Below are 22553 nucleotides of genomic sequence, written 5' to 3'. Positions count from 1 at the left end.
TTTTAAAATCCTTTGAGGAGTTCCCTGAGCCTTACACTCATTTCATAAACGTCTTCAAAACTATTGTATAGTGGGGCAGGGGCAACGCGTATCACATCAGGTTCGCGCCAATCACAGATAATACCTGCATTCATAAAACCGTCAAATAAGCTGCGGTCTGCATCTTTTACCTGTATTGAAAGTTGGGAGCCCCGCTGTTCGGGGTCTCTTGGCGTAAGTATATGTATGCGCTCATCACCTATATTTTCTATCAGGAATTCAAGATAACCGGTAAGTGCGATCGCTTTTTTCCTGATATTTTTAAATCCTGCTTCCGCAAAAATTTCCAGCGAAGCGCGGATGGGCGCCATACTAAGAATGGGAGGATTGCTCAATTGCCAACCGTCTGCGCCTGGTATGGGATCAAAATCCACACGCATATTAAAACGGGAATCCATTTTATGGCCCCACCAGCCCGTAAATCTGGGTAAATCCCGGTTATTTGCATGTCGCTCGTGTACAAAACAACCGCCCAGACTTCCCGGGCCACTGTTTAAATATTTGTAGGTACACCAAACGGCAAAGTCAGGGCCATTATCATGCAGGTCAGCCACTATGTTACCGGCACCGTGCGCCAGGTCAAAACCTACCATACAGCCCGCTTTATGGCCCATTTCGGTAATTTCTTTAATAGGATAGCGCTGGCCGGTGTAATAGTTTGAATTCCCTATCATGAGCAGTGCGATCTCGTCGCCTTGTTCTTCTATAATTTGTTCAAGGTCTTCAAGCCTGCAAAGTTCTTCATTTTCTCTGGGTTTCCAGAAAATTAAAGATTCTTCAGGATCAAAGCCGCGTTGCTCGATCTGGGATTTTACAGCGTAGTTGTCTGACGGGAACGCATCGCTTTCTATAAGTATTTTATGTCTTTTTTGGGTAGGCTGGTAAAACGAAACCATCATCAGGTGCAGGTTTGTGGTAAGGGTATTCATTATCACCACTTCGCTGGGTTTTGCACCTAGAATATCTGCCATGGGCTTGGCCAGGATTTCATGATATTCTGTCCAAGGTACCTTGGCCTCAAAATGACCTTCAACCGCGCGTTCGCCCCAGTTAGTAAGTTCTTCCTCAATATACTCCCTTGCTTTTTTAGGCTGTAGGCCCAGCGAATTTCCGCAGAGGTAAATAAGCGGATCACCATTGGGATCCTTTGGTATAATGAATTTTTCCCTGAAATGTCCTAGTGGATCATTGAGGTCCCTATCTTTAGCATAGGTTCGGGAATCTTGATAGGTATCGTTTTCTTTCTTTAGCATAGAATGCAAAAGTAATGATTATTGAAAGGAAAAATGTATTAAGAAACTACCAAATATGTTTAAAAACCGCCAATTTACGGCCTTAAATTGCACATTTTAAGGCCTTATCATTATTAATTAGTTTTGACAGCAGTGGTGAGTCAAATCGCAATTGAAATTTATCAATATAAAATAGATGACTTAAAAGCTTTTGTGTTATTTTTTAGTTGCCGAAAAACAACCAATTCATGAAGTCCCTAAAGCTTATCCTAACCCATAAACGTTACTTTTCTGCCGTACTCCTGTTTTTAAGCCTTAATGTGCTCTTTGGTACCTGGGCGATATATATTCCTCGTATAACCGAAAATTTGAACATTTCGGAAGGGGAATTGGGCTTTGCGGTATTTTTTTTGGCCTTGGGTACTTTGAGCATGATTCCGTTTGTACCTAAACTCCTAGTTCGTTTTGGCCTGGGGAGGGTCATGGCATTTGCGATTACCGCATTTTGCATAAGTTTTGCCGGTCCCTTTGCAGCTCCCAACTATTTTTGGCTTTGTGCTTCATTATATATTATAGGTGCTTTTTCAGGACTTACCGACGTTACTATGAATACCCTTGTCACCCATATGGAAAAAGAAGATAAAATTCAGTTTATGTCACTATCCCACGCGTTTTTTAGCCTGGGGGGTATGCTGGGCGCTGGCGTGGGTACTTTATTGATCCCCATTGTACCATCTGCTCTCGTGCATGTGATCGCTGTAATCCTCCTGCTACTTTTTGTGAACTTTATTTGTATGAATACATACATATATCTTCGTGCAGAAAAGGCCAAGAATGAAGAAGGCTTTAAACTAAAGCATTTAAGGCCATTACTGGGGCTCGCCATTATCAGCTTTATGGTCATGGCGGCAGAAGGCGCTATCGTAGACTGGAGCGCGCTGTATCTTGAACGGGTAACGCTGGCGGCAGCCGGGCTTTTTGGTTTTGGTTATGCAGTTTTTAATGGAATGATGGCTTTTGGTCGCTTTTTTGGAGATGCGGTAAGTAATAATTACGGTTCACGTAAGATTATAATCGCAGGTTGTATCCTTGCAGCGCTGGGTTTTGGACTGGTGCTCAGCGGTATGACCTGGGTGGCCATTTCAGGTTTTGGTTTTGTGGGATTGGGACTTTCTGTAGTAGTGCCAGAACTTTTTCGCTATAGCGGAAACCTTACTGAAATAGAGGCCGCGGAAGGTATAAGCTTTATTGCGGGATCTGGCTTTGTGGGACTTTTACTGGGACCTGTTTTTCTGGGTTTTTTAGCACAATCTTTCAATCTGAAGAGTAGTTTTTTTGCTTTGCTGTGTTTCGTCTTGATCGCCGCGTTTCTCGGTTTCTTTCTAAAACGAAAATAAAAAAAAGGCTTTCGCACGCATGCAAAAGCCCTTTTTAAGGTAAAAAACACCTGATTTATTCCGTTTTTACCTCCACATCGGTAAAAAATAATTTCGTTTTACCATCTTTTGAACTGTGCATTGTGGAAATGTCTATTCCACCATGCTCTTTATAATCTTCCCAGGTCGTTACCATAGAATATTCTGAAGCATTGCCTTTACGGTAGATCCATTCTTTGATCATATTGTCGTCACCGTAGAAAAAATCATAGGCATCACCTGGTGTGTAACCGCCCTGGTCTGGGTAGGTCAAGGTGATTTTTTTCATTTTCTCGCTGCTTATGGGTGCGGTTGCCGTATCCTGTACCGTTACGGTAGCATCTTTATCCCAGATTAAGTGCATCTGGGGCAAAAGCCAGTAAGCATCATTAATAAAAGCTTTATCAGTGTTTGTGGCAATACTATCCATCTCCGCGTCGCGGTTGTAATTTACCGTGTCCTTTTCGCTCATCATCTTAACATCATGCGATTTAGGATTCCATACCCAGCTGCGTTCCATATGGCTTTCCCCACGATCTACATTGAACGTAAATTGTATTTCGCTTACATTATCCCAGTTGTCTGCACCACTGGCCATAGCAATCTCCTTACCGGTTTCTTCCGCCGGACTAAGATTCTCTTTGGTTTCCTGCGCCATTTCATTCTCTGGAACAGTCTCTCCGTTAGGTTTATTTTCGGTCTTGCACGCCATAAGGGTTAGCATTAAAGCAACTGTGGTAATTCTATATTTCATTTTTAAATTTTAATTGGTTCCTTTAAAAATACATGTTTTAAACTGTAGATGTTATAAATGATTGCCAATTTTAATTTTAGTAAAACGCCTTTATTCTTGCTAGTTAGGGCAGGAACCAGTCTGTTTAAGAGGTTTATAGGTAAAAATAATTTTGTACTAACCCTAATATTAATGCTGAACAATAAATTTCATGTTATCGTTTCCTAAGTGCAAGACGTAAATCCCGTTACTAAGAAGACTAACATTAATAGAAGTTTCCGCAGTTTGTATCGCACCACTTTCAATTGTTTGTCCCTGAAGGTTATAAATGGTAAAAGGTTGAGGTTGTAGGACTTTTGTTTTGATGTACAATGTGCTACTGGCGGGTACGGGATAGATGATCGCTTGCTGTTGTTCTTTACCTGGCGTGTTGATCCCCAGATTATATTCCTCAAAATAAGAATCCAGATACGCGAGTCTTTCTGCCGTCCAGGTATCTGTGTATTCTTTTGCGGCGGTGTTGTAGGGATAGTTTTTCCATATCAGGTTTTCGCGCTCGTAAACTTTATTATATCTCAGCGTATTGTAGTTGGCTGAAAGCCTGCCTAACAATTGCTCGTTGCTGAGAACACCTTTGCGCAGCTCCACATAGCGATCATAAACCTGATGTTTCATTTCTTTGGTAGTGCCATCTCCAAAGAGTCTTGAAAAAAGGGTGTTAGTCAAAATACCTTCGGTAACATCCTGATAAGTGCCATCCCATTTAACACCAAAAGTCCCATCCAGGTCCCATGGCGCGAAAAAGTACGGATTTTCCTGATTGTATTTACCTATATAATAGTTTTTGCCCCTATTGTCGTAAGCACTAACCACGTTTAGAAAAATATAATAATCTATAGCGTTTTCTATATGTAAACGATCTGCTATACCCGCATCAAAATCAGTCTTACTGGAATTTGCTGTAAAATCTACAAAATCATATAGTTTTGACCAGTCTATCTTTTCATCCTCATCTGGATGTTTTAGTTCAAAACCGTCCCATCTTTCCTTTGTATTATCATAAGCATTTGCATTTGAAAACAAAGTTGCATCTTTCTTAAGTTCTGCTTTGTAGAGCTCACCTCGTATTTCCTCATCTTTAAAACTTTTTAATTCAAGTTGTTTACTGTCAACCTGCTCAGAAAGCATATAAAGACCATTGTATTTATTATTCAGGAATAAATCTACGTACATGACATCTGCACCAGATTTTGCATCTTCTTCTTCGTCCAGATAATAGGGCGTGTGCATATCAAGCCAAAGTTTATGACTTGAAAAAGCGCGCATGCGCAAGGGTTCATTGTATAAAGCATCTAAAATCCAGTCATCGTCTTCACGCAGGTTATCAAATTGCATGTCCTTATTATCTTCCCCAGCTTCATCCTCCCAAAATTCCAGATCATAGGTTTTTTTTGGAAATCGCTGTGAGGAACCTCCCCGCAGTTCAATACCGGTGATAGATTTTTTTACCCCATCAGCATCTGCATAAACAAAAGTTGCGGTTTTTTTGGGTTCATCCACTATAGATTCCGCATTAATGGCTATAAGCGGTATATTACTGAAATAAAGCACATAGGTCCTGGCCTCATTTTCTACAGTGTATGTCGTTTGATGGCTGATCTTACCAGGATTTGAAATAAATTTATAAGTGTTTTCAAGTTCGAGTACAACCGATTCAAAACTGGATAGATCTGGAAATTGTGAAATGTCAATATTGCAAATTATGATTCCATTGGTAGGATCTATCTGATATCTATCTACAGGAATGGCAAGGTTGTAGGATTCCTGAGCCTGAAGGTTTATTGAAATGAGAAAGAATAGGAACAGCGTGTAGAATTTCTTCATGCTTTGGATTGTTGGTTGTTGATTTTTTGGGTGCTTAATATATGATAAATTATGAATTGCAATTGGTGTTATTTTTTTTGTGTTATTTTTTTCGATTAGTTGGTTCTCAGGCGAATTTGGAATTCTATATGGCAAAATCCGAAAGATTTTTTTATTAAAAATGGTAAACGAAAGACGTTTTTATTTCATTATTTGGGTTGGATAACTGTAAAAATTACGTTTATATTTTGCTTTATTCAGTATTTCCCAGTTGTGTTTTATAAAGTTTAGAAGCTTTTTTAAAACCATTTGTATTTTTTGCCCGGTTCTTACGACTACCTAAAAACAGTTTCCGAATATTTATAAAGTATATTCAAACAGCACTAAAGTTGAAACCCCAAAAATATTTCTAATGAAGGCTATTTTACACAAGGCAGAAACACGAGGAGATGCAAACCACGGTTGGTTACATAGTAGGCATACTTTCAGTTTTGCAAATTATCATGATCCAGAACGTATGCAGTTTGGAGCGCTCCGAGTCCTAAACGATGATAAGGTTGCTGGCGGGATGGGTTTTGGCACGCACCCTCATAAAAACATGGAAATTGTTTCTATACCGCTACAGGGGGATTTAGTTCATGAAGATAGTATGGGCAATAAAACCGTTATTAGGAACGGCGATGTCCAGATCATGAGTGCCGGTACGGGCGTAAGACATAGCGAGCGCAATAAAAACCAGGATGAAAAGGTAGAATTTTTGCAAATCTGGGTACTTCCCAGGGATCTTGATATAACACCGCGCTATGAGCAAATAACCTTAAATCCCGCTGATCGAAAAAACAAACTTCAGCAAATTATTTCTCCAGAAAAAACAGATGCCGGGGTATGGATCAATCAGGATGCGTGGTTTCATTTGGGTAACCTTGATACGGATGTGAATTTAGAGTATAAGGTAAAAAACAACCAAAACGGCGTATATATTTTTGTACTTGAAGGCACACTCGAAGTGGAAGGTCAAACGCTTGATAAAAGGGATGGTTTTGGTATTTGGGATGTTGACGTTTTAAAGATCAATGCTATAAAAGACAGTGAAGTTTTAATAATGGAAATTCCCATGTAATTATTGAACAAAACACTGATGATATGGGCTTTGGCGCGATAACGTTACCTTGAATTTATCATTTTAATAACGTTATTTACTGCATTGTCTACAAACCTCCATTTAATTTTGCAGCTTAGTAAAATTTATGACCGAACGCCTGCGCACAAAATCAAAAAATAGAATCGTACTCATCCTGGGAACGCTCATTGCATTGGGTCCATTTTCCATAGATATGTACCTGCCCGGTTTTGAGAACGTGGCAAGTGATTTTGGGATAGATATTAGCCGAGTGGGACTTACCTTAACAAGTTATTTTATTGGTATTTCCCTGGGTCAATTGGCCTACGGTCCACTTATGGACCGTTTTGGTCGTCGCAAGCCACTTATTATCGGCCTTGGTATTTTTATTGTTTCTTGTTTGCTTTGTGCTTTTAGCTGGAATTTATATGCACTTGTCATTTCCCGTTTTTTTCTTGCCCTGGGTGGTTGTGCGGGCATGGTTGCTTCAAAAGCCATTGTACGTGATCTTTTCAAAAAAAATCAGGTTGCTGATGTACTTTCAACGCTTATGCTCATTATGGGTGTTGCGCCTATTATTGCCCCCACGGTGGGCGGGGTCATTGTGGCCGCGTTCAACTGGCAGGCAGTATTCTTTATCCTTGCCGTTTTTGCAGCTCTGATGCTTTTTAATGTGACCTATATTTTGCCGGAAAGTGCTAAGCCTAACCGCAATACCAGTCTTCATCCTAAAGCGGTTGTCAGGGAATATATTTCTATTTTGAGGAACAGGGAATTTTTCATATTTGCGACTGCAAGGGGATTTTCACTGGGTGCTTTGCTCGCTTATGTTTCGAGCGCACCATTTCTGTTCAGTCAATATTTTGGGCTGGATGAGCAGCAGTTTGGTTGGGTTTTTGGTGGAAATGCCGCCGGACTTATACTTGGTAGTCAGATCAACAGGGTGGTTCTTAAACATTTCTCCCTTTTCAGTATAACTTTTTCCACCAGTATCATGTTGACGGTATTGACGATAGGAGGTCTGGCCGCCGCGTTTTTAGCGCCTTCGTTTTGGGTGATTTATCCCATACTCTTTTTTATGTTGTTTTTTATAGGTTTTCAGAATCCCAATGTTACCGCACTGGCGCTGGATCCATTTACCATCCAGGCGGGGAGTGCTTCGGCACTTATAGGGAGTATGAGCATGTTTTTTGGTTCTGTTTTTAGTGTGCTTGTTTCAACATTTGTAACAGAAAGCATTATCCCACTCTTTTATATACTGGTAGGCTGTGCGATTTGTAGCCTGGCACTCATAATTATCTATAGGCAGAAGGCTGAATTCACCCCGGTGCATGCCTAAAATCCGTTTGTTTTTCAATAAATTCAGCGATGCTTTCTTCGGAAAAATTGCTTTTATTGACTCAAAAATGCCCTTAAATAGTCGATTTTTGACTGAATTTCCCAATAAATCTGCCCATGGCTTCACGCCTCAATAGTATAAATGACAAGAAGAAGAAAACCGATATAAAAGCGTCCTTTCAGGCTTTGCGCTATATACCTCGTTTTTTTCGGGAAATCTGGGCGACAAGTCCGTCTTTGTTTCTTGTTAATGCGATCTCCAGATTGATCAATGCCTTTGCGCCTGTGGTAATCCTCTGGGTTGGAAAGTTGATCATTGACGAAATTATTGCGCAGATAGCGGCGGATGTTCCAGATTATGAGCAATTATGGCGCTATGTCATTCTTGAGTTTATTATTACCATCGCTTCAGACTTGATAAGCAGGTTAACAAGTGTGACTGACGGTCTCCTGGGTGATTTGTACAACAACCGCTCTTCGGTTACGATTATAAAAAAAACCGGTGGTATCAGCATGGCGCAGCTGGAAGATTCAGAATTTTATGATAAGCTCGAACGTGCCCGTACGCAAACACAGGGCAGGGTAGGGCTTATGAGTAATGCACTGGGGCAGGCACAGGCCATAATTTCGATCATTTCCCTTATCGCGATACTTATTTATTTTGAACCCCTGCTGATAATTTTGCTTGCATTAAGTATAATTCCGCTTTTTATCAATGAGATTCGCTTTAGCGGCCAGCAATATTCCCTTACCAGAAGCTGGACGGCAGAGCGGCGCGAACTGGATTACCTAAGGTACATAGGCGCAAATGATAAAACGGCCAAGGAAATCAAACTTTTCGGCCTGACCAACTTTGTTTCTGACCGCTTTAAGGGGCTTAGCGATACGTATTACAATATAAATAAAAAACTTACCGTAAAGCGGAGCACTTATAGCGCGATTTTTAATAGTCTGGGTGTCATTTGTTATTATGGGGCGTATGTGGTGATTATTCGCAGTGTGCTTTTTGGTGATATTACCATAGGTGAACTTACATTATTATCGGCTTCTTTTAACCGGTTACGGAATAGCTTGCAGCAATTCTTTTCAAACTTTACCCGTATTACCGAAAGTGCGCTTTATCTCAAGGACTATTTTGATTTTATAGATATTAAGGTAGAGGATACGGAAATCGATTACCTCGAGATCCCATTAAAGATCCACCAAGGTATCGTTATCGAGGATCTCCATTTTGGATATCCCGGGAGCGAAAAAGAAGTTATTAAAGGCATTAGCTTCGAACTCAAAGCTGGTGAAAAAATGGCTTTTGTAGGGCAAAATGGCGCTGGTAAAACCACCTTGATAAAATTATTGTTGCGTTTTTATGAACCTACTCAGGGGAGCATTTTAATAGACGGAGTCAATATACAGCGGTATCGAAGGGAAGAATATCAGAAAATGTTTGGGGTGATTTTTCAGGATTTTTTCAGGTATGAGTTCACGCTTCGTGAAAATATTGCCGTGGGTGATATCGAGGAGATCAACAATGATCCCAAAATTGCCAATGCTGCCAGCCTCAGCCTCGCCAGTGAAGTGGTGAACGATCTTAAAAAAGGCTATGACACCCAACTGGGGAAACGTTTTAAAAAAGGCAGCGAACTCTCTGGCGGTCAATGGCAAAAAGTTGCCCTTGCCCGTGCCTATATGAAAGATGCAAAAGTTATGATCCTTGATGAGCCCACGTCTGCGCTAGATGCCCGGGCAGAATACGAGGTTTTTGAACGCTTTATTGACCTTACGCAAGGAAAAACCAGTATTATCATTTCGCACCGGTTTAGTACCGTGCGTATGGCAGACCGTATTCTGGTGCTTCAGGACGGGAAAATATTAGAACTGGGCACACACGAGCAATTGATGCAAAACCCAAATCTTTACGCAGAGCTCTTTGAATTACAGGCGCAAGGATATAAATAAATATTTTTCAGGAAAAATTGCTGATTTTAATCTGATTTATACCCGAAAAACGTCATTTTATAGCGATTATTGGCTCAATTGAGCAAGATATTCGGTAGGTGTGAGCACTTTTATAACACTCTTTTTGAAGTCTTTTTTATTTCTGGTAATGATACAATCAGCCTGAGCATAAAGTGCAGCATTATATTGAACGGCATCTTCAAAATCTTTGAATTCTGAAATTAAAGCTTTATCAATATGAAGATCATGGAGATCGATAGTCGTTATATGTTTTTTTGATTTCGCTATCAGTTCTCGGCATTCGCGCTCTGTATATTTCTTTTTCAGTTGGTAATGGATATTCATATAGGATAAAGCAGAAATGCAAAGACTATAACCTTCTTTTGTAGCCAGAGCAAGAATTTTTAAGGATTCTGCCTTAAACGCTCTGTTCAATAAGATATTGAGAACAATATTTGTGTCAATAAAAATGGTAGTCATCCTCCGTATTTTTTGTCTCTATAGGCATCATAATCTGCTTGCATTTCTTCATCGGTCCTGGTGTCAGCAGGATATTTGCTTGTGATTTCTGCAATTTCCTCTAGCCATTTCGGGAGAGGCTCTTCTACAACAATTTCTTTTTTACGGGTAAGTTTCCTCGCATAGTTTTCAAGCAGCCTAGAAATACTGGTTTCATGTTCCTTTGCATATTTTTTGAGATCGCTGATAACCTTTTTGTCAAGTTTTAATGTGAGTTTCGCATCCATTCTATTCATTTTGAGGGTATAAAGATAAAGTAATTGTACGTATAACTTAATTTATAAATTTTTTTATACGTACAATTAGGGTTTTCCGTGGGATTATCTTTTCTATGCTACTATTATATTTTTATCAGAAAATATATTCTAATAAGGAAATGTCCTAAAGTTCAAATTATAGCGCATTTGCACTCAGTCCACCATCTGCAATAATATTTTGACCTGTAATGTAAGAGGATTTGTTCATGGCCAGAAATGCAATCGCATCTGCAATTTCTTCGGGTTGTGCAACGCGGTTCATAGGGGTGCGTTCCTTGATTTTGTTGAAACGTTCTTCATTCTCAAAAACCGAAGCGGTAAGTGGAGTTTCGGTATACCAGGGCGATACTGCATTAACACGAATGTGGTCAGGAGCCCACTCAGATCCCAGGCTGCGCGTTTGTTGTAACAGTCCGGCTTTTGCCATGGCATACGGGCTGCCACTTTTTACATCTTGCGTTCCTGCTACGGATGCTACATTGATGATCGACGCTTCCCCAGATTTTTTGAGCTGTTCATAAAACAACCTGCAAATATGAAAAGGCGCTGCAAGATTTATCGAAATGATTTTTTCAAATTCTTCCGTCGTATAGTCAACTGCCGGTTTTCTGATATTTATTCCCGCATTATTTACAAGAATATCCAGTTTGTTGAATTTTTCAGTAACAAAAGCATGAAGGGACTTTAGATCGTCTTCGCTGGCTACGTCACCGGCAAATCCATAAACTTCGTTGCCGTTTATATTAAGTTCTTTTTCTAGTGCCTTAACGTCCTTTTCACTGCGTGCGGTAAAAATTACTTTGGCTCCAAGTTGAAGAAATTCCTGTACGGTGGCTTTGCCTATCCCTTTTGTTCCTCCAGTTACAAGAGCGGTTTTTGTTTTAAGATTCCACATAAATTGTTGTTTGAATTAAAATAGGCGTACTTACCGTCTATTCTGGTAAATACGCCTATTATATATTATATTAAAAGCTGATTCTAGCTGTATTTAGAAGTCGAAATTGGCAGGATCTGGTCCTAATCTTTCGCTTTTATCCAGCGCATCAATAGTTTTCATATCTTCATCAGAAAGTTCAAAATCGAATATTTCGATATTGGATTTGATATGCTTTTCATTGACAGATTTAGGAATGGTAATCACTCCGTGCTGTAAATCCCATCGCAGTACGATTTGTGCGGGGGATTTGTCATATTTCTCAGCAATATCATTTACAATATCTTCACTAAAAAGCTTGCCCTGCATCAATGGTGACCAACCTTCATACTGAATATTATTTTTCTCACAGAAGTCCTGAAGTTCCTGTTGTACAAGCCAGGGGTGGAATTCTAGTTGGTTTACCATTGGTTTTACCTTGGCATCTTTTAAAAGATCCTCTAACTGTGGCTTAAGAAAGTTACTTACGCCTATTGCCCGTATACGGCCATCATTGTAGAGTTTTTCCATGGCGCGCCAGGTATCTTTGTATTTACCTTCTACCGGCCAGTGAATGAGGTAAAGATCGAGTACATCCAGCTGGAGCTTCTCCATTGTGGTTTCAAATGCTTTAAGGGTTTCTTCGTAACCCTGATCATCGTTCCATAATTTACTGGTTACAAAAATATCTTCGCGGTTTACACCACTTTCTTTAATAGCCTTGCCTACACCTTCTTCGTTTTTATAGGCTGCAGCGGTATCAATATGTCTATAACCTGCTTTTAAGGCCCATTTTACTGCATTCATTACTTCTTCACCCTGGTCAGATTGCCAGACACCTAATCCTACATAGGGCATTTTTACGCCGTTTGAAAGTTCCCATGTTCCTTGTATATCCGTTATTTTCTTCTCCATTTTAAAGTTTAATTTGAAAAATTTAAGCTGTTCGAACTTTTAAAAATCGAATTTTTTCAGCTCTTCAATAGTTTATTGAAGTCACTATAAATTTCGGGTACAATGGCGGGTTCGCCCTGTTAAATTGCACTAAACTTTTATTAGGGAATACATAAAAAAACCCCACGAAAATCCGTGAGGTTTTTTAAAATGTACTATTTATTGGTGATCTAATCTACAGCATCTTCTACTGCATCTCCTGCATCATCTGCTGCGTCTTCAATTTTATCTCCTGTGGTTTCTCTACAGCTTACAAACGCCGTGCTTACTAGGCCCATCATAAAAAGGGCTACAAATAATTTTCTCATAATGATTAAGTTAAATTAAAATTTAATGTTTTAAATATTTTTGACAATAACCTAAATGATTCAGGTTTACTACTACTAATGTATACATTTTTCAATAAAATAATTCGCAATTCTGAATATTATATATAATTAATTAAAAACTAATTGTTTTGGTTCAGATGCTTATTCCCTGGGTTTTATCACTTCATGTTATTGTCATTTAACGCTATTAAAGATAGCAATTGGTTTATTTTATTAGAGTTGCTTAACACCGGTTTAACGTTAGCATTAATATTTTTCTGGATGATTTATGATATCATATGCCCTGTTTTTGAGAGATTCCAACTGGTTTCTGTCTTTTTTGTCAAGTATGCTCATCATAAGTTTCATACGCTGGTTACCTTTAAAATATTCCCTTTTGTCATCCAGGAAATTCCAGTATAGACTATTGAATGGACAAGCGTTTTCCCCATCTTTTTTAGTAACGCTATAGGTGCAGTCCCCACAATAGTTACTCATTTTATGAATATAGCTGCCGCTTGAAACGTAGGGTTTTGTCGCTACCAGACCCCCATCAGCATATTGGCTCATGCCACGGGTATTTGTAATTTCAACCCATTCTATGGCGTCAATATAAATTCCAAGATACCAGGCGTCCACTTCTTTGGGATCTGTTTGTGTGAGCAGAGCATAGTTACCCGTGATCATTAGACGTTGAATGTGGTGCGCGTAGGCATGATCAAGACTTTGCTTGATGGCGTGGTGCAGACAATTCATCTTTGTTTCTGCCGTCCAGTAAAAATCGGGTAGGGGATTATGGTTGTCCAAACTGTTTTTTTCTGCATACCCCGGCATTTTCATCCAGTAAATGCCGCGCATATATTCCCGCCAACCTAAAATCTGCCGTACAAAACCTTCCACCTGACTAATGTCTATTTTGTCTTGGTGATCGCGCCAATAATCTATTACCGAATGAATCACCTCACGCGGGTGAAGCATTTTGCTATTCATGGCAAAACTTAACCTGCTATGATATAAATAGGCTTCTTCAGGATCCATCGCGTCTTGATAATCCCCAAAATGAACCAAAAGATTTTTGCAAAAATAGTTGAGAACAGCAAGGGCATCTTCCCTGGAAGTGGGCCAGTTAAAAGATTTAGTATTTATATTACCAAAGGTTTTGATACCGGCCTCCTCAATCTCTTTTAAAGTATCTGATACGTCTTTTCTAAAACCACGCTCATGCGGAATTTCAGGTTTGCCCTTCCATTTGTCGCGGTTGCTTTTGTCAAAATTCCATTTGCCACCTTCGGGATCCTTTGCATTGAGCATAAGGATATCATATTTTTTCCGCATATCACGGTAAAAATATTCCATAGTGAACTGTTTCTTGCCTTTATAGAAATTTTCCAGATCATTACGCGAAGTGAGAAAATGTTCGGTATCATAAACTTCCGAAGGAATATCTATGTCCTTACAAAATGCCTTTAATTGCTCATCAAGTCTATATTCATCAGGAAGTTGATACTCAAATTTCTCGATCTGGTTATTTTTTATAAGTTGGCTGAGATTTTTAGCCAGATCCTGCTCATTGTTATCGTCATTTATACCGAAGTAAATGACATTATGCTCTCGTTCCCGGAGATATTTGGCGAAGTTTTGCATGGATTCAAAAAAGGCAACTACTTTTTGAATATGGTGCATAACATAATCGGTTTCCTGGCGCATTTCGGCCATAAAATAAATGACATCGCTTTCTGGCTGATCGTACCAGGAATGCTTGTGGTTGAGCTGATCGCCAAGGATAAGGCGTAAAATTTTCATTTTTTGTATTTACCGATTAATTTTATTTTACTAAAAAAGCTCTTCCTGAAGCCAGCGTTGTTGATATTCCCCATTGCTGTCGTAGCGTTGCGCCTGCGAGGTGATGTTGAATTTTCTATCGCGTGGATCGTTCCCCACACCACTGTTATACATCCAGTTGCCCCAGTTGCTGTGCACATCATAATCTATTAGCATACTTTCAAAATAGGCCGCACCTATACGCCAATCCTGCTTAAGTTCCTTGCTCCAGAAGCTTGCCACGTTTTGCCGTCCCCGGTTGCTCATAAAACCGGTTTTTGCGATCTCACGCATATTGGCATTCACAAAATCATATTTGGTTTTCCCTGCAATCCACTTTTTAAGAACTTCTGAATCGTTGTTCCAGTCGTATGATTTTTTTAAAATTCCGCCTTGATGAAAAAGTGCATCCCCGTGTTTAAGGGAAACATATTTAAAAAAGTCCCGCCAAATAAGTTCAAAAATAAGCCAGTAAGTACTTTCGTTTGACCCGTTTTCCTTTTCATAAGATTTTACCTGTTCATAAACGGTTCTCGCAGAAATACTGCCATTTGCCAGCCATGCCGAAAGTTTAGAACTATAATCTGTCCCTACCATACCGTTGCGCGTTTTTTTATAATCAGAAAGATTCTTTGTCTCCCAGAAGTAATGCTTTATACGCGATAACGCAGCATCTTCGCCGCCGGTAAAAGGAAATGCGGAACGATCATCTTTGTCAAAAGTGTCGAGGCCTAATGTATGGAGGTCTGGTAATTTAGAAGGCCCTTCAATACGGTTATCTTCAGAAAACGGTTCAGGTTTGTTGAGGGGTTCACGTACATTCGCTTCTTTCTCAAGTCGCTTACGCATATGTGTAAAAACTTTTGGGATTTCTTGATAATCACTATAGGGAATATCGTCTGGATGGTATAAAAATTGGTCAAAAAAGGATAGAAAATGAACGCTTTCAGCACATTTTTGTCTTGTTTTTTCAACAATTTCACGCTCATCCCTTGTCCACTCATGTTGAAGAAAGACATTTGTAATCCCATGTTCTTCGATCAATTGCGGAATTATCTCTTCGGGTTTTTTATGGTAAACAAGTAAGCTAATATTGAGATCTAGAAGGTTTTCCTGAAGGTTTTTAACGGATTCTATTAAAAACTGTGCACGAAACTTTTCTGTTTTTTTAAAACCAAAATCCCCTTCGGTATAATGACGCGGGTCAAAACAATAAACCGCAAGCACGGGTTTATCTTCTTTACAGGCTTCAAAAAGAATTTTATTATCCGCTACCCGAAGGTTTGTAGCGCTAAACCAAATCAGATTTTTCATCAAAGTGAATTGTTTTACGGTTCTTTATTTATGCGGTCAACTTAAGAGGAGCGCCTGCAGCGTTCACTGCAATATTTTACGTTTTCCCAGTTGTTTTGCCATTTTTTGCGCCACGCAAATGGCTTCTCACAAACCGGACAGATTTTTTCTGGTAGGTGCGGTTTTTTATGCGCCATCCTTATTCAGGCTTTTGAGGTCCTTGTCTGGTTTTGCGTAGGAAAGGCGTTCCAGCAAATGGGGAAGCGCATAGCCATCAAGACCATTTATACTTACGGTTTTTGCAGCTTCCAGATCAAGCCAGCCGTCTTCTCGCTGTATATTCTCCGCTATATGAATATGTTTGATCGCACCTATTATAAAAAGGCAGTCATTTTCTTCTATAAAGTACTCGTTTGTATATGCACAGCCCAGTTTTATCTTACTTTCCTGAACGTACGGAGCTTTAAAGTCATTTAGAAATTCTGTATTGAGGTCAACTTTATCAAATTCGGTTACTTCACCTGGATATTTTGCTGAAGTCTGGTGGGCAGCACGAACGATATTTTCATTCACGTGATTTACGGTAAATACACCCGTTTTTTTCAAATTGTCGTACGTGTTCCTGGCAATCGTGGTAGGGCGTAAGATAAAACCGAGTAAAGGTGGGTTGCTACCCAAATGAATAACAGAACTAAAAATAGCCACATTGGTGAGACCATCTTTTGATACCGTGCCCAGCAAATTTGCAGATTTGTAACCCGTACAACTGTTGATGAAGTGAGCGCGGTCACGCGATGGTAAATTGTTAAGGTCTTCTAAGGAATAATATTGCATAAAAAAAGCCAGTTATTAACTGGCTTAAATTTAATTATTGTTTAAACTAATTCTGTTAATAATAAACAAAATTAGTTTTGCTGCGCTTTGTTGAACTTCATCTCATACGCTTCGATAGCAGATGCGATTGCTTCCACATTTTCAGAAGCCTTTTCATGAGCTGTTTCCATCGCTTTCTCTAAATCCTTATCAGGGTCTTGAAAGAGATCTGTGATTACATGGTTGATTTTATCAAGAATACTTTCCTGACTGTTTTTGACATCTTCAAGCTTGTTCAACATGCCCTGCATCTGATCATATTTCTTTTGATCCATAATTTTGAAATTTTGATCAATTTACGTTCAAATACTTAAACAAATTAAGGCTTTAACACCATTTAAAATTTTATTAATAGTGTTTAAGAATTTTCAACGTGTTCTTCAGCGTATTTTGGATAGTCGATATACCCTTCTTTGCCCTGGCTATAGAACGTGTCTTTGTCCCAGTCAGCCATAGGTGCGTTTATGGCGAAACGTTCTGCAAGGTCTGGATTCGAAATATATAATTTACCAAAAGCGACAAGATCAGCTTCTTCTTCTTCAATTACCCTATTACCAGATTCCTGATCAAAGTTGGAATTAATCATAAGTGTTCCCTTATACATAGGTCTATAACGTTTTGCAATATTAGATTCTAAATAATCTATATCGCTTACATCATTGAATGGCTCAGATAAATGAAGATAAGCAAGATCATGATCGTTCAAACGATCAATAATATAATCAAAGGTAGGAATGGATTCTTCTGTAGCGTGAATACCGAAGATTTCATTTAAAGAAGGATTTAAACGTACCCCTATGCGATTAGGAGGCCACACATCTTTAACTTTATCCAAAACTTCAAAAAAGAATCTTGATCGATTTTCTTTACTTCCGCCGTAATTATCGTCTCTTAAATTTGAGTTGGTATTAAAAAACTGGTGAAATAAGTAGCCATTGGAAGAATGTATTTCAACACCGTCAAAACCTGCTTCTTTTGCATTTTTTGCTGCGTTTACAAAATCTTCCTGCGTGCGTTCAATATCTTTCAGGCTCATAGCTTGAGGTTCTACCGTATCCTTAAAGCCATCAGGTGTGTAAGCTTGCGCTTCTGGATTAACAGCACTGGGTGCCAGTGGTTTCTCACCATTGTGAAAATCAGGATGAGACATTCTTCCCACATGCCATAATTGAATGAAAATCTTTCCGCCTTTATCATGAACGGACTTCACGACTTTTTTCCATCCTTCAACTTGCGCTTTGTTATGTATACCCGCCGTATATATATATCCTACGGCCTCTTCAGATACTTGAGAGCCTTCAGTAATAATTAGTCCAGCACCAGCGCGCTGTGTATAATATTCCACATGCATATCTGTGGGTGCTGTATCGTCATTTACGGCTCTACTTCTTGTCATGGGGGCCATTATAACTCTATTCTTTAATAGTAAGTCTCCCATTGTATATGATTGCAATAATGCTTGATCAGTCTGCATAGTTTTCTTTTTTTTTATTTGAAGTAAATGTAATTATACGAATACCCAATATGTGTATACGCTAATAGATATAATCGTTGTTGAAATAGCCATTCCCTATTTCTGGAAAGCTTAACAAAAAAGGGTGTTAATGAAGGTTTATGGGATGCTGAAAATAAAATTCCCAAAGTTTAAGGCTTTGGGAATGTGTTTATGCTTTTTAAAAAAATAACCGCTACATATTGAGCGTACTCTTAATTACCAATGCGTAAAGAATATGAGATTAATCATCAATATTTTCACGCATTTCTTTCTGTCGCATGGGCATTTGATCTATAGATTCAAAGACAGTCCGTGGTTCTACTGGAAACTCCTTTTTCAGTTTAGTAGCCCCATCTTTACCTATCAGTGCCAAGCCATTGAAATTGCCCGGTAAACCGTATTTTTTACGAAGTGCGGCAACATCATAATTGCTTACCACATTTAAGTCTTTGTCATAAATACGCCCTTTGACCAGTGTAAATAAAATAAGATTACGATCATCAAGCTTTTTTGGATAGTCAAGGAAATTTTTGTATTGCGCAACAAAGTTTTCTTCTTTTAAGCTGCTCGCTGAAAAGAGCAAAACCCGGTTGCGCCATTTATATTTAGAAAGATCCTGCTGGGCAGATGCATGCATTGCAAAAAGGAATAAGGCCAAAGTTGAAACGGTTCTCATTAATGGTTTGTATTTTCTTTTAAGAGCTCAGGAAATTTTGCTTTGAACTTATTTAAGCGAGGTATTGAAACACTTCGAATATAAGGCTCATTTTTGTGATTTCGCTCGTAATCTTGATGATAATCCTCGGCATCCCAAAACTTCTGAAATGGAAGTACCTCTGTAACTATTTTACCGTCGTAGGTGCTTTTATTAAGACGATCAATGGTGCTTTCTATAATGTTTTTTTGTTGGTCATTCTGATAGAAGGCGATAGAACGGTATTGTTTTCCACGGTCTGGGCCCTGACGATTTTTTGTCGTGGGATCCTGAGAGCCAAAAAATACGTTCACCAGTGTTTCATAACTTACCACTTTAGGATCGTAGATGACCTTTACAGCTTCAGCATGCTCTGTGGATCCTGCACTTACCTGCTTATAAGTAGGGTTGCTTTCTGTTCCTCCACTATATCCACTTACTGCTTCCTCAACACCTTTTACGCTTTCAAAGACCGCTTCAACACACCAGAAACAACCACTTGCAAAATAGGCGTGCTCCATACCATCCTGAGCGGGAATCTGTATGGGATCTTTCATGGCGATCTCACTATCCACAGCATTATTCTGGGTAGGATTTTTACAAGCAATGCTTATAAAAAATAGGGCTAAGAGACTAAGGTACAATTTCATATTGAATCTTTTTTAGTAGGCAAATTTAAACGTAACCAAAAGTTTTGTCGCTAAAGCGATGTTAAACTAACGGTTTGATACATTAAAAAACGCCGGCTATATATAGCCGGCGTTTTTAAAATCGTTGCTAAAAGGTAGATTTACATCTTACCGAAAATAGCATCCATCTTTTCCTGTTCTTCTTTAGCAAGCTCCTCATCAACTAAGATACGGCCACTGTGCTCATCAGTAATTATTTTTTTACGGCCGGCTATTTCCATTTGTACCTGTGGTGGTATGGTAAAGAAAGAACCTCCTGAAGCACCGCGTTCTATAGCAACAACGGCAAGGCCATTACGTACGTTGTTACGGATACGGTTATAGGCTTTTACAAGACGCGGCTCAATCTGCTCTTCATAACCCTCACTTTTCTTTAAAAGTTCCTCTTCCTCTTTTTGGGTTTCGGAAAGAATATCATCAAGCTCATTCTTTTTGTGCTTTAGATGGGACTCCCGTTCTGTAATACGCTCCTTGGTTGTGGCAATAACTTCTTTTTTCTGTTCTATCTGAGCGCGGTATTCTTTTATATTTTTATCAGCTAGCTGTATTTCAAGTTCTTGAAATTCAACCTCTTTGCTCAGGGAGTTGAATTCCCTGTTGTTTCTTACGTTTTTCTGTTGCTCTGTATATTTTTTGATCGCTGCTTTAGAATCCTCTATCTGTATTTTCTTTGCTTTGATCTGGTCATCTATAAGGCCTAGTTCACCATCCAGTTTTTCCTGGCGCTTGGTCAATCCTGCGACTTCATCCTCAAGATCCTCAACTTCAAGGGGTAACTCACCGCGCATGTTCCTTATGGTATCAACGCGTGAATGTATTAACTGTAAATCATACAGCGCCCTTAGTTTTTCTTCTACGCTCGCTTCTGTTTTCTTCTTGGCCATATTATAAATACTTAATGGGATTGGTGTCTTCGTCCGATAAAATGACTGCAAAACTACTAAATTTTTCCTTAAGAAAATCAGTAAGTAAATTTTTTGTGAACTGTTCACTTTCATAGTGCCCTACATCCACGAGAAGTATCTTTCCTTCAGCCTGATAAAACTGATGGTATTTAAGATCAGCGGTGATCAGCGCATCTGCTCCGGCCTTTATTGCCGCATTGATAGCAAAAGAACCGCTACCTCCCAGTACCGCTATTTTGTTGATAGGTTCTTCACGCAATGCAGAGTGTCGTACGCCCTGTGCATTAAACGCTTTCTGTACAAGTCTTAGAAAAGCCATTTCATCTATAGGTTCCTGTAAAAAACCGGTCATTCCCATTCCCATGGTCTGGTTTTCGTTCTCTAAAGTAATCGTTTCATACGCCACTTCCTCGTAAGAATGCGCCCGGAACAAAGCCTTAAGTATCAATTTTTCCCTGTGTGCTTCGTAAGTCATGTTCAACTGCACTTCCTTTTCCACCTGGATTATTCCTTTTTCCCCTACGGTAGGATTGCTGAGTTCATTCCCTTTGAAACTACCATGGCCTTTTGTGGAAAAACTGCAATGGTCGTAGTTTCCTATATTTCCGGCGCCAGCCGCAAACAAGGCGTCACGTACTCCAAGAACTTCATTCTTGGGAACGTAGGTGGTGAGTTTCTTTATAACGTTTTTCTTCGGAAGCAATATTTCACGATCCTGGAGCTGCAACGCATCACACATCCCTTTATTCACTCCTTGCGGGGAATTGTCAAAGGCGGTGTGGATTGCAAAAATGGCAATATCATTTTTGATTGCCCGCATGACAACACGTTCTACATAGCTTTTGCCCGTCATGTTTTTTAAACCGGAAAAAATAATAGGATGAAAGCTGATGATAAGGTTACATCTTTTTGTAATCGCTTCTTCTACAGTGGTTTCTAGAGTGTCTAGCGTTACCAGCACACCGCTAACTTCCATAAGTGGATCACCTACGAGGAGGCCTACATTATCAAAATCTTCGGCATAGGCCAATGGGGCAATTTCTTCAAAACTATCGGTGATTTCCTGAACTGTCATACAAATGTTTTAAGAGAAGTAAAGATAAAATTATACCTTCGTTTCCTGTGAAGAATCTACGTAAATTACTTTTTCCTTTTTCTCTTGGGTATAAGGGTATTATGGCATTGCGCAACCACGCGTACGATCAACAGTGGTTTGCGTCTAAACGTTTTAAACTTCCTATAATTGGAGTGGGTAACCTAAGTACCGGTGGAACCGGCAAATCACCCATGACAGAATATATCGTAAGGCTTTTGAATGATCAATACAGAGTAGCCACGCTAAGCCGCGGTTATGGCAGGGAAACTTCAGGATACCGCAAAGTTCAGGTCTCAAGCCTTGCGAAAGAGGTAGGGGATGAGCCTTTACAATTTAAGCAGAAGTTCCCTGAATTATCGGTTACCGTAGACGAAAACCGCATTCGCGGAATACAAAAAATCCGAGAAGATGAAAATACCGCTGATGTTATCGTTCTTGATGATATTTACCAACACCGTAAAGTGCATCCCGGATTTTTAATATTGCTCACCAGTTACGATGCTCCATTTTATGAAGATCTGGTGCTGCCGGCAGGAAACTTACGTGAGTCAAGGCGTGGTGCGCAGCGCGCAGATGTGGTGGTGATAACTAAATGCCCTCCTGATTTAGATGTCAATACCCAAAAAATAAGTGCTCAAAAGGTAAAAAAATATACTGATTCGCCTGTTTATTTTTCAAGTATAACTTACGACGACGTGGCACGCGGAGTTGAAGATAAGGTGTTGTCCGAGTTTAAAAAGAGTTCGTTTACCTTAGTTACCGGTATTGCAAAACCGCAGCCATTTATGGAGTATCTATTGACGAAAGGACTCCATTTTGAGGAAAAACACTTTGCAGATCATCATAATTTTACGGAAAAGGAACTTGCCACCCTTGATGAAATTCCCGTAATACTTACCACGGAAAAAGATTATGTACGCTTAAAGCCATATCTAAAAAAAACGAAGCTTTTTTACCTGCCTATTCGGTTTTCTTTTTTGAATGGAGAACGTGCGTTTAACGATCTAATCAAGAACTATATGAAAAACGATAGAAATTAAAGA

Annotated in this window: 22 protein-coding genes; 5 read left to right on the top strand and 17 right to left on the bottom strand. The window is 39.4% G+C overall.

Going from position 1 to position 22553, the window contains the following annotated elements; genetic code table 11:
• Positions 1-2: 2 nt before the first annotated feature.
• The gene (gene kynU, locus P162_RS05075) at positions 3-1292 is read right to left on the bottom strand and encodes a kynureninase (RefSeq protein WP_031426155.1); all 1290 of its coding nucleotides are present in this window, start codon (positions 1290-1292) and stop codon (positions 3-5) included.
• Positions 1293-1519: 227 nt separating this feature from the next.
• On the opposite strand from kynU, the gene P162_RS05070 reads away from it, so the two are divergent.
• Positions 1520-2668: an MFS transporter gene (locus P162_RS05070; RefSeq protein WP_031426154.1), complete on the top strand. Its 1149-nt coding sequence runs from the start codon at positions 1520-1522 to the stop codon at positions 2666-2668.
• Positions 2669-2723: 55 nt separating this feature from the next.
• Here the strand turns inward: P162_RS05070 and P162_RS05065 are convergent, their stop codons facing one another.
• Both P162_RS05065 and P162_RS05060 read right to left on the bottom strand, forming a co-directional pair.
• Positions 2724-3440 (bottom strand): hypothetical protein, encoded by a 717-nt coding sequence (locus P162_RS05065; protein ID WP_031426153.1) that lies wholly within the window; start codon positions 3438-3440, stop codon positions 2724-2726.
• Between the two features lie 168 nt (positions 3441-3608).
• A complete protein-coding gene (locus P162_RS05060) occupies positions 3609-5303 on the bottom strand; it encodes a CotH kinase family protein (protein ID WP_031426152.1) in 1695 nt (564 codons plus the stop codon).
• Between the two features lie 391 nt (positions 5304-5694).
• Between P162_RS05060 and P162_RS05055 the strand changes: the two genes are divergently transcribed.
• The 3 genes from P162_RS05055 to P162_RS05045 all read left to right on the top strand — a co-directional run bounded on the left by P162_RS05055 (position 5695) and on the right by P162_RS05045 (position 9693).
• Complete coding sequence (locus P162_RS05055) at positions 5695-6402, top strand: pirin family protein (RefSeq protein ID WP_031426151.1); 708 nt, start codon at positions 5695-5697, stop codon at positions 6400-6402.
• Positions 6403-6529: 127 nt separating this feature from the next.
• Entirely contained in the window at positions 6530-7741 is a 1212-nt protein-coding gene (locus tag P162_RS05050; RefSeq protein WP_031426150.1) for a multidrug effflux MFS transporter, read from the top strand.
• 116 nt (positions 7742-7857) lie between these two features.
• On the top strand, positions 7858-9693 hold the full coding sequence (locus tag P162_RS05045; protein ID WP_031426149.1) for an ABC transporter ATP-binding protein: 1836 nt from the start codon (positions 7858-7860) through the stop codon (positions 9691-9693).
• Between the two features lie 66 nt (positions 9694-9759).
• Here the strand turns inward: P162_RS05045 and P162_RS05040 are convergent, their stop codons facing one another.
• From P162_RS05040 to P162_RS04975, 14 genes are all read right to left on the bottom strand, one after another.
• Positions 9760-10173 carry a PIN domain-containing protein gene (locus P162_RS05040; RefSeq protein ID WP_031426148.1) on the bottom strand — a complete coding sequence of 138 codons (414 nt, stop codon included), beginning with the start codon at positions 10171-10173 and terminating at the stop codon, positions 9760-9762.
• The gene (locus P162_RS05035; RefSeq protein ID WP_035916854.1) at positions 10170-10439 is read right to left on the bottom strand and encodes a DUF6364 family protein; all 270 of its coding nucleotides are present in this window, start codon (positions 10437-10439) and stop codon (positions 10170-10172) included. Before P162_RS05035 ends, P162_RS05040 begins: the two co-directional genes overlap by 4 nt.
• 166 nt (positions 10440-10605) lie before the next feature.
• Positions 10606-11364, bottom strand: coding sequence for an SDR family oxidoreductase (locus tag P162_RS05030; RefSeq protein WP_031426147.1), 759 nt, complete (start codon positions 11362-11364; stop codon positions 10606-10608).
• A 93-nt stretch (positions 11365-11457) separates the two neighbouring features.
• Positions 11458-12297, bottom strand: a complete 840-nt coding sequence (locus tag P162_RS05025; RefSeq protein WP_031426146.1) for an aldo/keto reductase — start codon at positions 12295-12297, stop codon at positions 11458-11460.
• A 614-nt stretch (positions 12298-12911) separates the two neighbouring features.
• Positions 12912-14447, bottom strand: coding sequence for a cryptochrome/photolyase family protein (locus P162_RS05020; protein ID WP_031426145.1), 1536 nt, complete (start codon positions 14445-14447; stop codon positions 12912-12914).
• Positions 14448-14477: 30 nt separating this feature from the next.
• The gene (locus P162_RS05015) at positions 14478-15779 is read right to left on the bottom strand and encodes a DASH family cryptochrome (RefSeq protein WP_031426144.1); all 1302 of its coding nucleotides are present in this window, start codon (positions 15777-15779) and stop codon (positions 14478-14480) included.
• 41 nt (positions 15780-15820) lie between these two features.
• Positions 15821-15955: a DUF2256 domain-containing protein gene (locus tag P162_RS05010; RefSeq protein WP_081868380.1), complete on the bottom strand. Its 135-nt coding sequence runs from the start codon at positions 15953-15955 to the stop codon at positions 15821-15823.
• A complete protein-coding gene (locus tag P162_RS05005; protein WP_031426143.1) occupies positions 15945-16592 on the bottom strand; it encodes a flavin reductase family protein in 648 nt (215 codons plus the stop codon). Before P162_RS05005 ends, P162_RS05010 begins: the two co-directional genes overlap by 11 nt.
• A gap of 71 nt (positions 16593-16663) precedes the next feature.
• The gene (locus tag P162_RS05000) at positions 16664-16906 is read right to left on the bottom strand and encodes a hypothetical protein (protein WP_031426141.1); all 243 of its coding nucleotides are present in this window, start codon (positions 16904-16906) and stop codon (positions 16664-16666) included.
• Between the two features lie 83 nt (positions 16907-16989).
• The gene (locus P162_RS04995; RefSeq protein WP_031426140.1) at positions 16990-18105 is read right to left on the bottom strand and encodes an alkene reductase; all 1116 of its coding nucleotides are present in this window, start codon (positions 18103-18105) and stop codon (positions 16990-16992) included.
• A 262-nt stretch (positions 18106-18367) separates the two neighbouring features.
• On the bottom strand, positions 18368-18802 hold the full coding sequence (locus tag P162_RS04990; RefSeq protein ID WP_051907781.1) for a DUF4174 domain-containing protein: 435 nt from the start codon (positions 18800-18802) through the stop codon (positions 18368-18370).
• Entirely contained in the window at positions 18802-19470 is a 669-nt protein-coding gene (gene msrA / locus P162_RS04985; protein WP_031426138.1) for a peptide-methionine (S)-S-oxide reductase MsrA, read from the bottom strand. The genes P162_RS04990 and msrA overlap by 1 nt, the downstream gene beginning before the upstream one ends.
• Positions 19471-19610: 140 nt before the next feature.
• A complete protein-coding gene (locus P162_RS04980; protein ID WP_031426137.1) occupies positions 19611-20393 on the bottom strand; it encodes a zinc ribbon domain-containing protein in 783 nt (260 codons plus the stop codon).
• Position 20394: 1 nt separating this feature from the next.
• Positions 20395-21489 carry a Nif3-like dinuclear metal center hexameric protein gene (locus P162_RS04975; RefSeq protein WP_031426136.1) on the bottom strand — a complete coding sequence of 365 codons (1095 nt, stop codon included), beginning with the start codon at positions 21487-21489 and terminating at the stop codon, positions 20395-20397.
• Positions 21490-21536: 47 nt separating this feature from the next.
• Here P162_RS04975 and lpxK point away from each other — a divergent pair, with 47 nt between their 5' ends.
• Entirely contained in the window at positions 21537-22550 is a 1014-nt protein-coding gene (lpxK, locus tag P162_RS04970) for a tetraacyldisaccharide 4'-kinase (protein WP_031426135.1), read from the top strand.
• Positions 22551-22553 lie beyond the last annotated feature (3 nt).

Origin of the sequence: Flavimarina sp. Hel_I_48, assembly GCF_000733945.1 — a bacterium.
Lineage (GTDB): Bacteria > Bacteroidota > Bacteroidia > Flavobacteriales > Flavobacteriaceae > Leeuwenhoekiella.
Note: the sequence above shows the minus strand (reverse complement) of the source record. Positions and strands in the feature narration are given on the sequence as shown.

Bases quoted from the DNA above. Each gene is read 5' to 3' on its own strand.
- kynU (WP_031426155.1), bottom strand. From the start codon at position 1,292: ATGCTAAAGAAAGAAAACGATACCTATCAAGATTCCCGAACCTATGCT.
- P162_RS05070 (WP_031426154.1), top strand. From the start codon at position 1,520: ATGAAGTCCCTAAAGCTTATCCTAACCCATAAACGTTACTTTTCTGCC.
- P162_RS05065 (WP_031426153.1), bottom strand. From the start codon at position 3,440: ATGAAATATAGAATTACCACAGTTGCTTTAATGCTAACCCTTATGGCG.
- P162_RS05060 (WP_031426152.1), bottom strand. From the start codon at position 5,303: ATGAAGAAATTCTACACGCTGTTCCTATTCTTTCTCATTTCAATAAAC.
- P162_RS05055 (WP_031426151.1), top strand. From the start codon at position 5,695: ATGAAGGCTATTTTACACAAGGCAGAAACACGAGGAGATGCAAACCAC.
- P162_RS05050 (WP_031426150.1), top strand. From the start codon at position 6,530: ATGACCGAACGCCTGCGCACAAAATCAAAAAATAGAATCGTACTCATC.
- P162_RS05045 (WP_031426149.1), top strand. From the start codon at position 7,858: ATGGCTTCACGCCTCAATAGTATAAATGACAAGAAGAAGAAAACCGAT.
- P162_RS05040 (WP_031426148.1), bottom strand. From the start codon at position 10,173: ATGACTACCATTTTTATTGACACAAATATTGTTCTCAATATCTTATTG.
- P162_RS05035 (WP_035916854.1), bottom strand. From the start codon at position 10,439: ATGGATGCGAAACTCACATTAAAACTTGACAAAAAGGTTATCAGCGAT.
- P162_RS05030 (WP_031426147.1), bottom strand. From the start codon at position 11,364: ATGTGGAATCTTAAAACAAAAACCGCTCTTGTAACTGGAGGAACAAAA.
- P162_RS05025 (WP_031426146.1), bottom strand. From the start codon at position 12,297: ATGGAGAAGAAAATAACGGATATACAAGGAACATGGGAACTTTCAAAC.
- P162_RS05020 (WP_031426145.1), bottom strand. From the start codon at position 14,447: ATGAAAATTTTACGCCTTATCCTTGGCGATCAGCTCAACCACAAGCAT.
- P162_RS05015 (WP_031426144.1), bottom strand. From the start codon at position 15,779: ATGAAAAATCTGATTTGGTTTAGCGCTACAAACCTTCGGGTAGCGGAT.
- P162_RS05010 (WP_081868380.1), bottom strand. From the start codon at position 15,955: ATGGCGCATAAAAAACCGCACCTACCAGAAAAAATCTGTCCGGTTTGT.
- P162_RS05005 (WP_031426143.1), bottom strand. From the start codon at position 16,592: ATGCAATATTATTCCTTAGAAGACCTTAACAATTTACCATCGCGTGAC.
- P162_RS05000 (WP_031426141.1), bottom strand. From the start codon at position 16,906: ATGGATCAAAAGAAATATGATCAGATGCAGGGCATGTTGAACAAGCTT.
- P162_RS04995 (WP_031426140.1), bottom strand. From the start codon at position 18,105: ATGCAGACTGATCAAGCATTATTGCAATCATATACAATGGGAGACTTA.
- P162_RS04990 (WP_051907781.1), bottom strand. From the start codon at position 18,802: ATGAGAACCGTTTCAACTTTGGCCTTATTCCTTTTTGCAATGCATGCA.
- msrA (WP_031426138.1), bottom strand. From the start codon at position 19,470: ATGAAATTGTACCTTAGTCTCTTAGCCCTATTTTTTATAAGCATTGCT.
- P162_RS04980 (WP_031426137.1), bottom strand. From the start codon at position 20,393: ATGGCCAAGAAGAAAACAGAAGCGAGCGTAGAAGAAAAACTAAGGGCG.
- P162_RS04975 (WP_031426136.1), bottom strand. From the start codon at position 21,489: ATGACAGTTCAGGAAATCACCGATAGTTTTGAAGAAATTGCCCCATTG.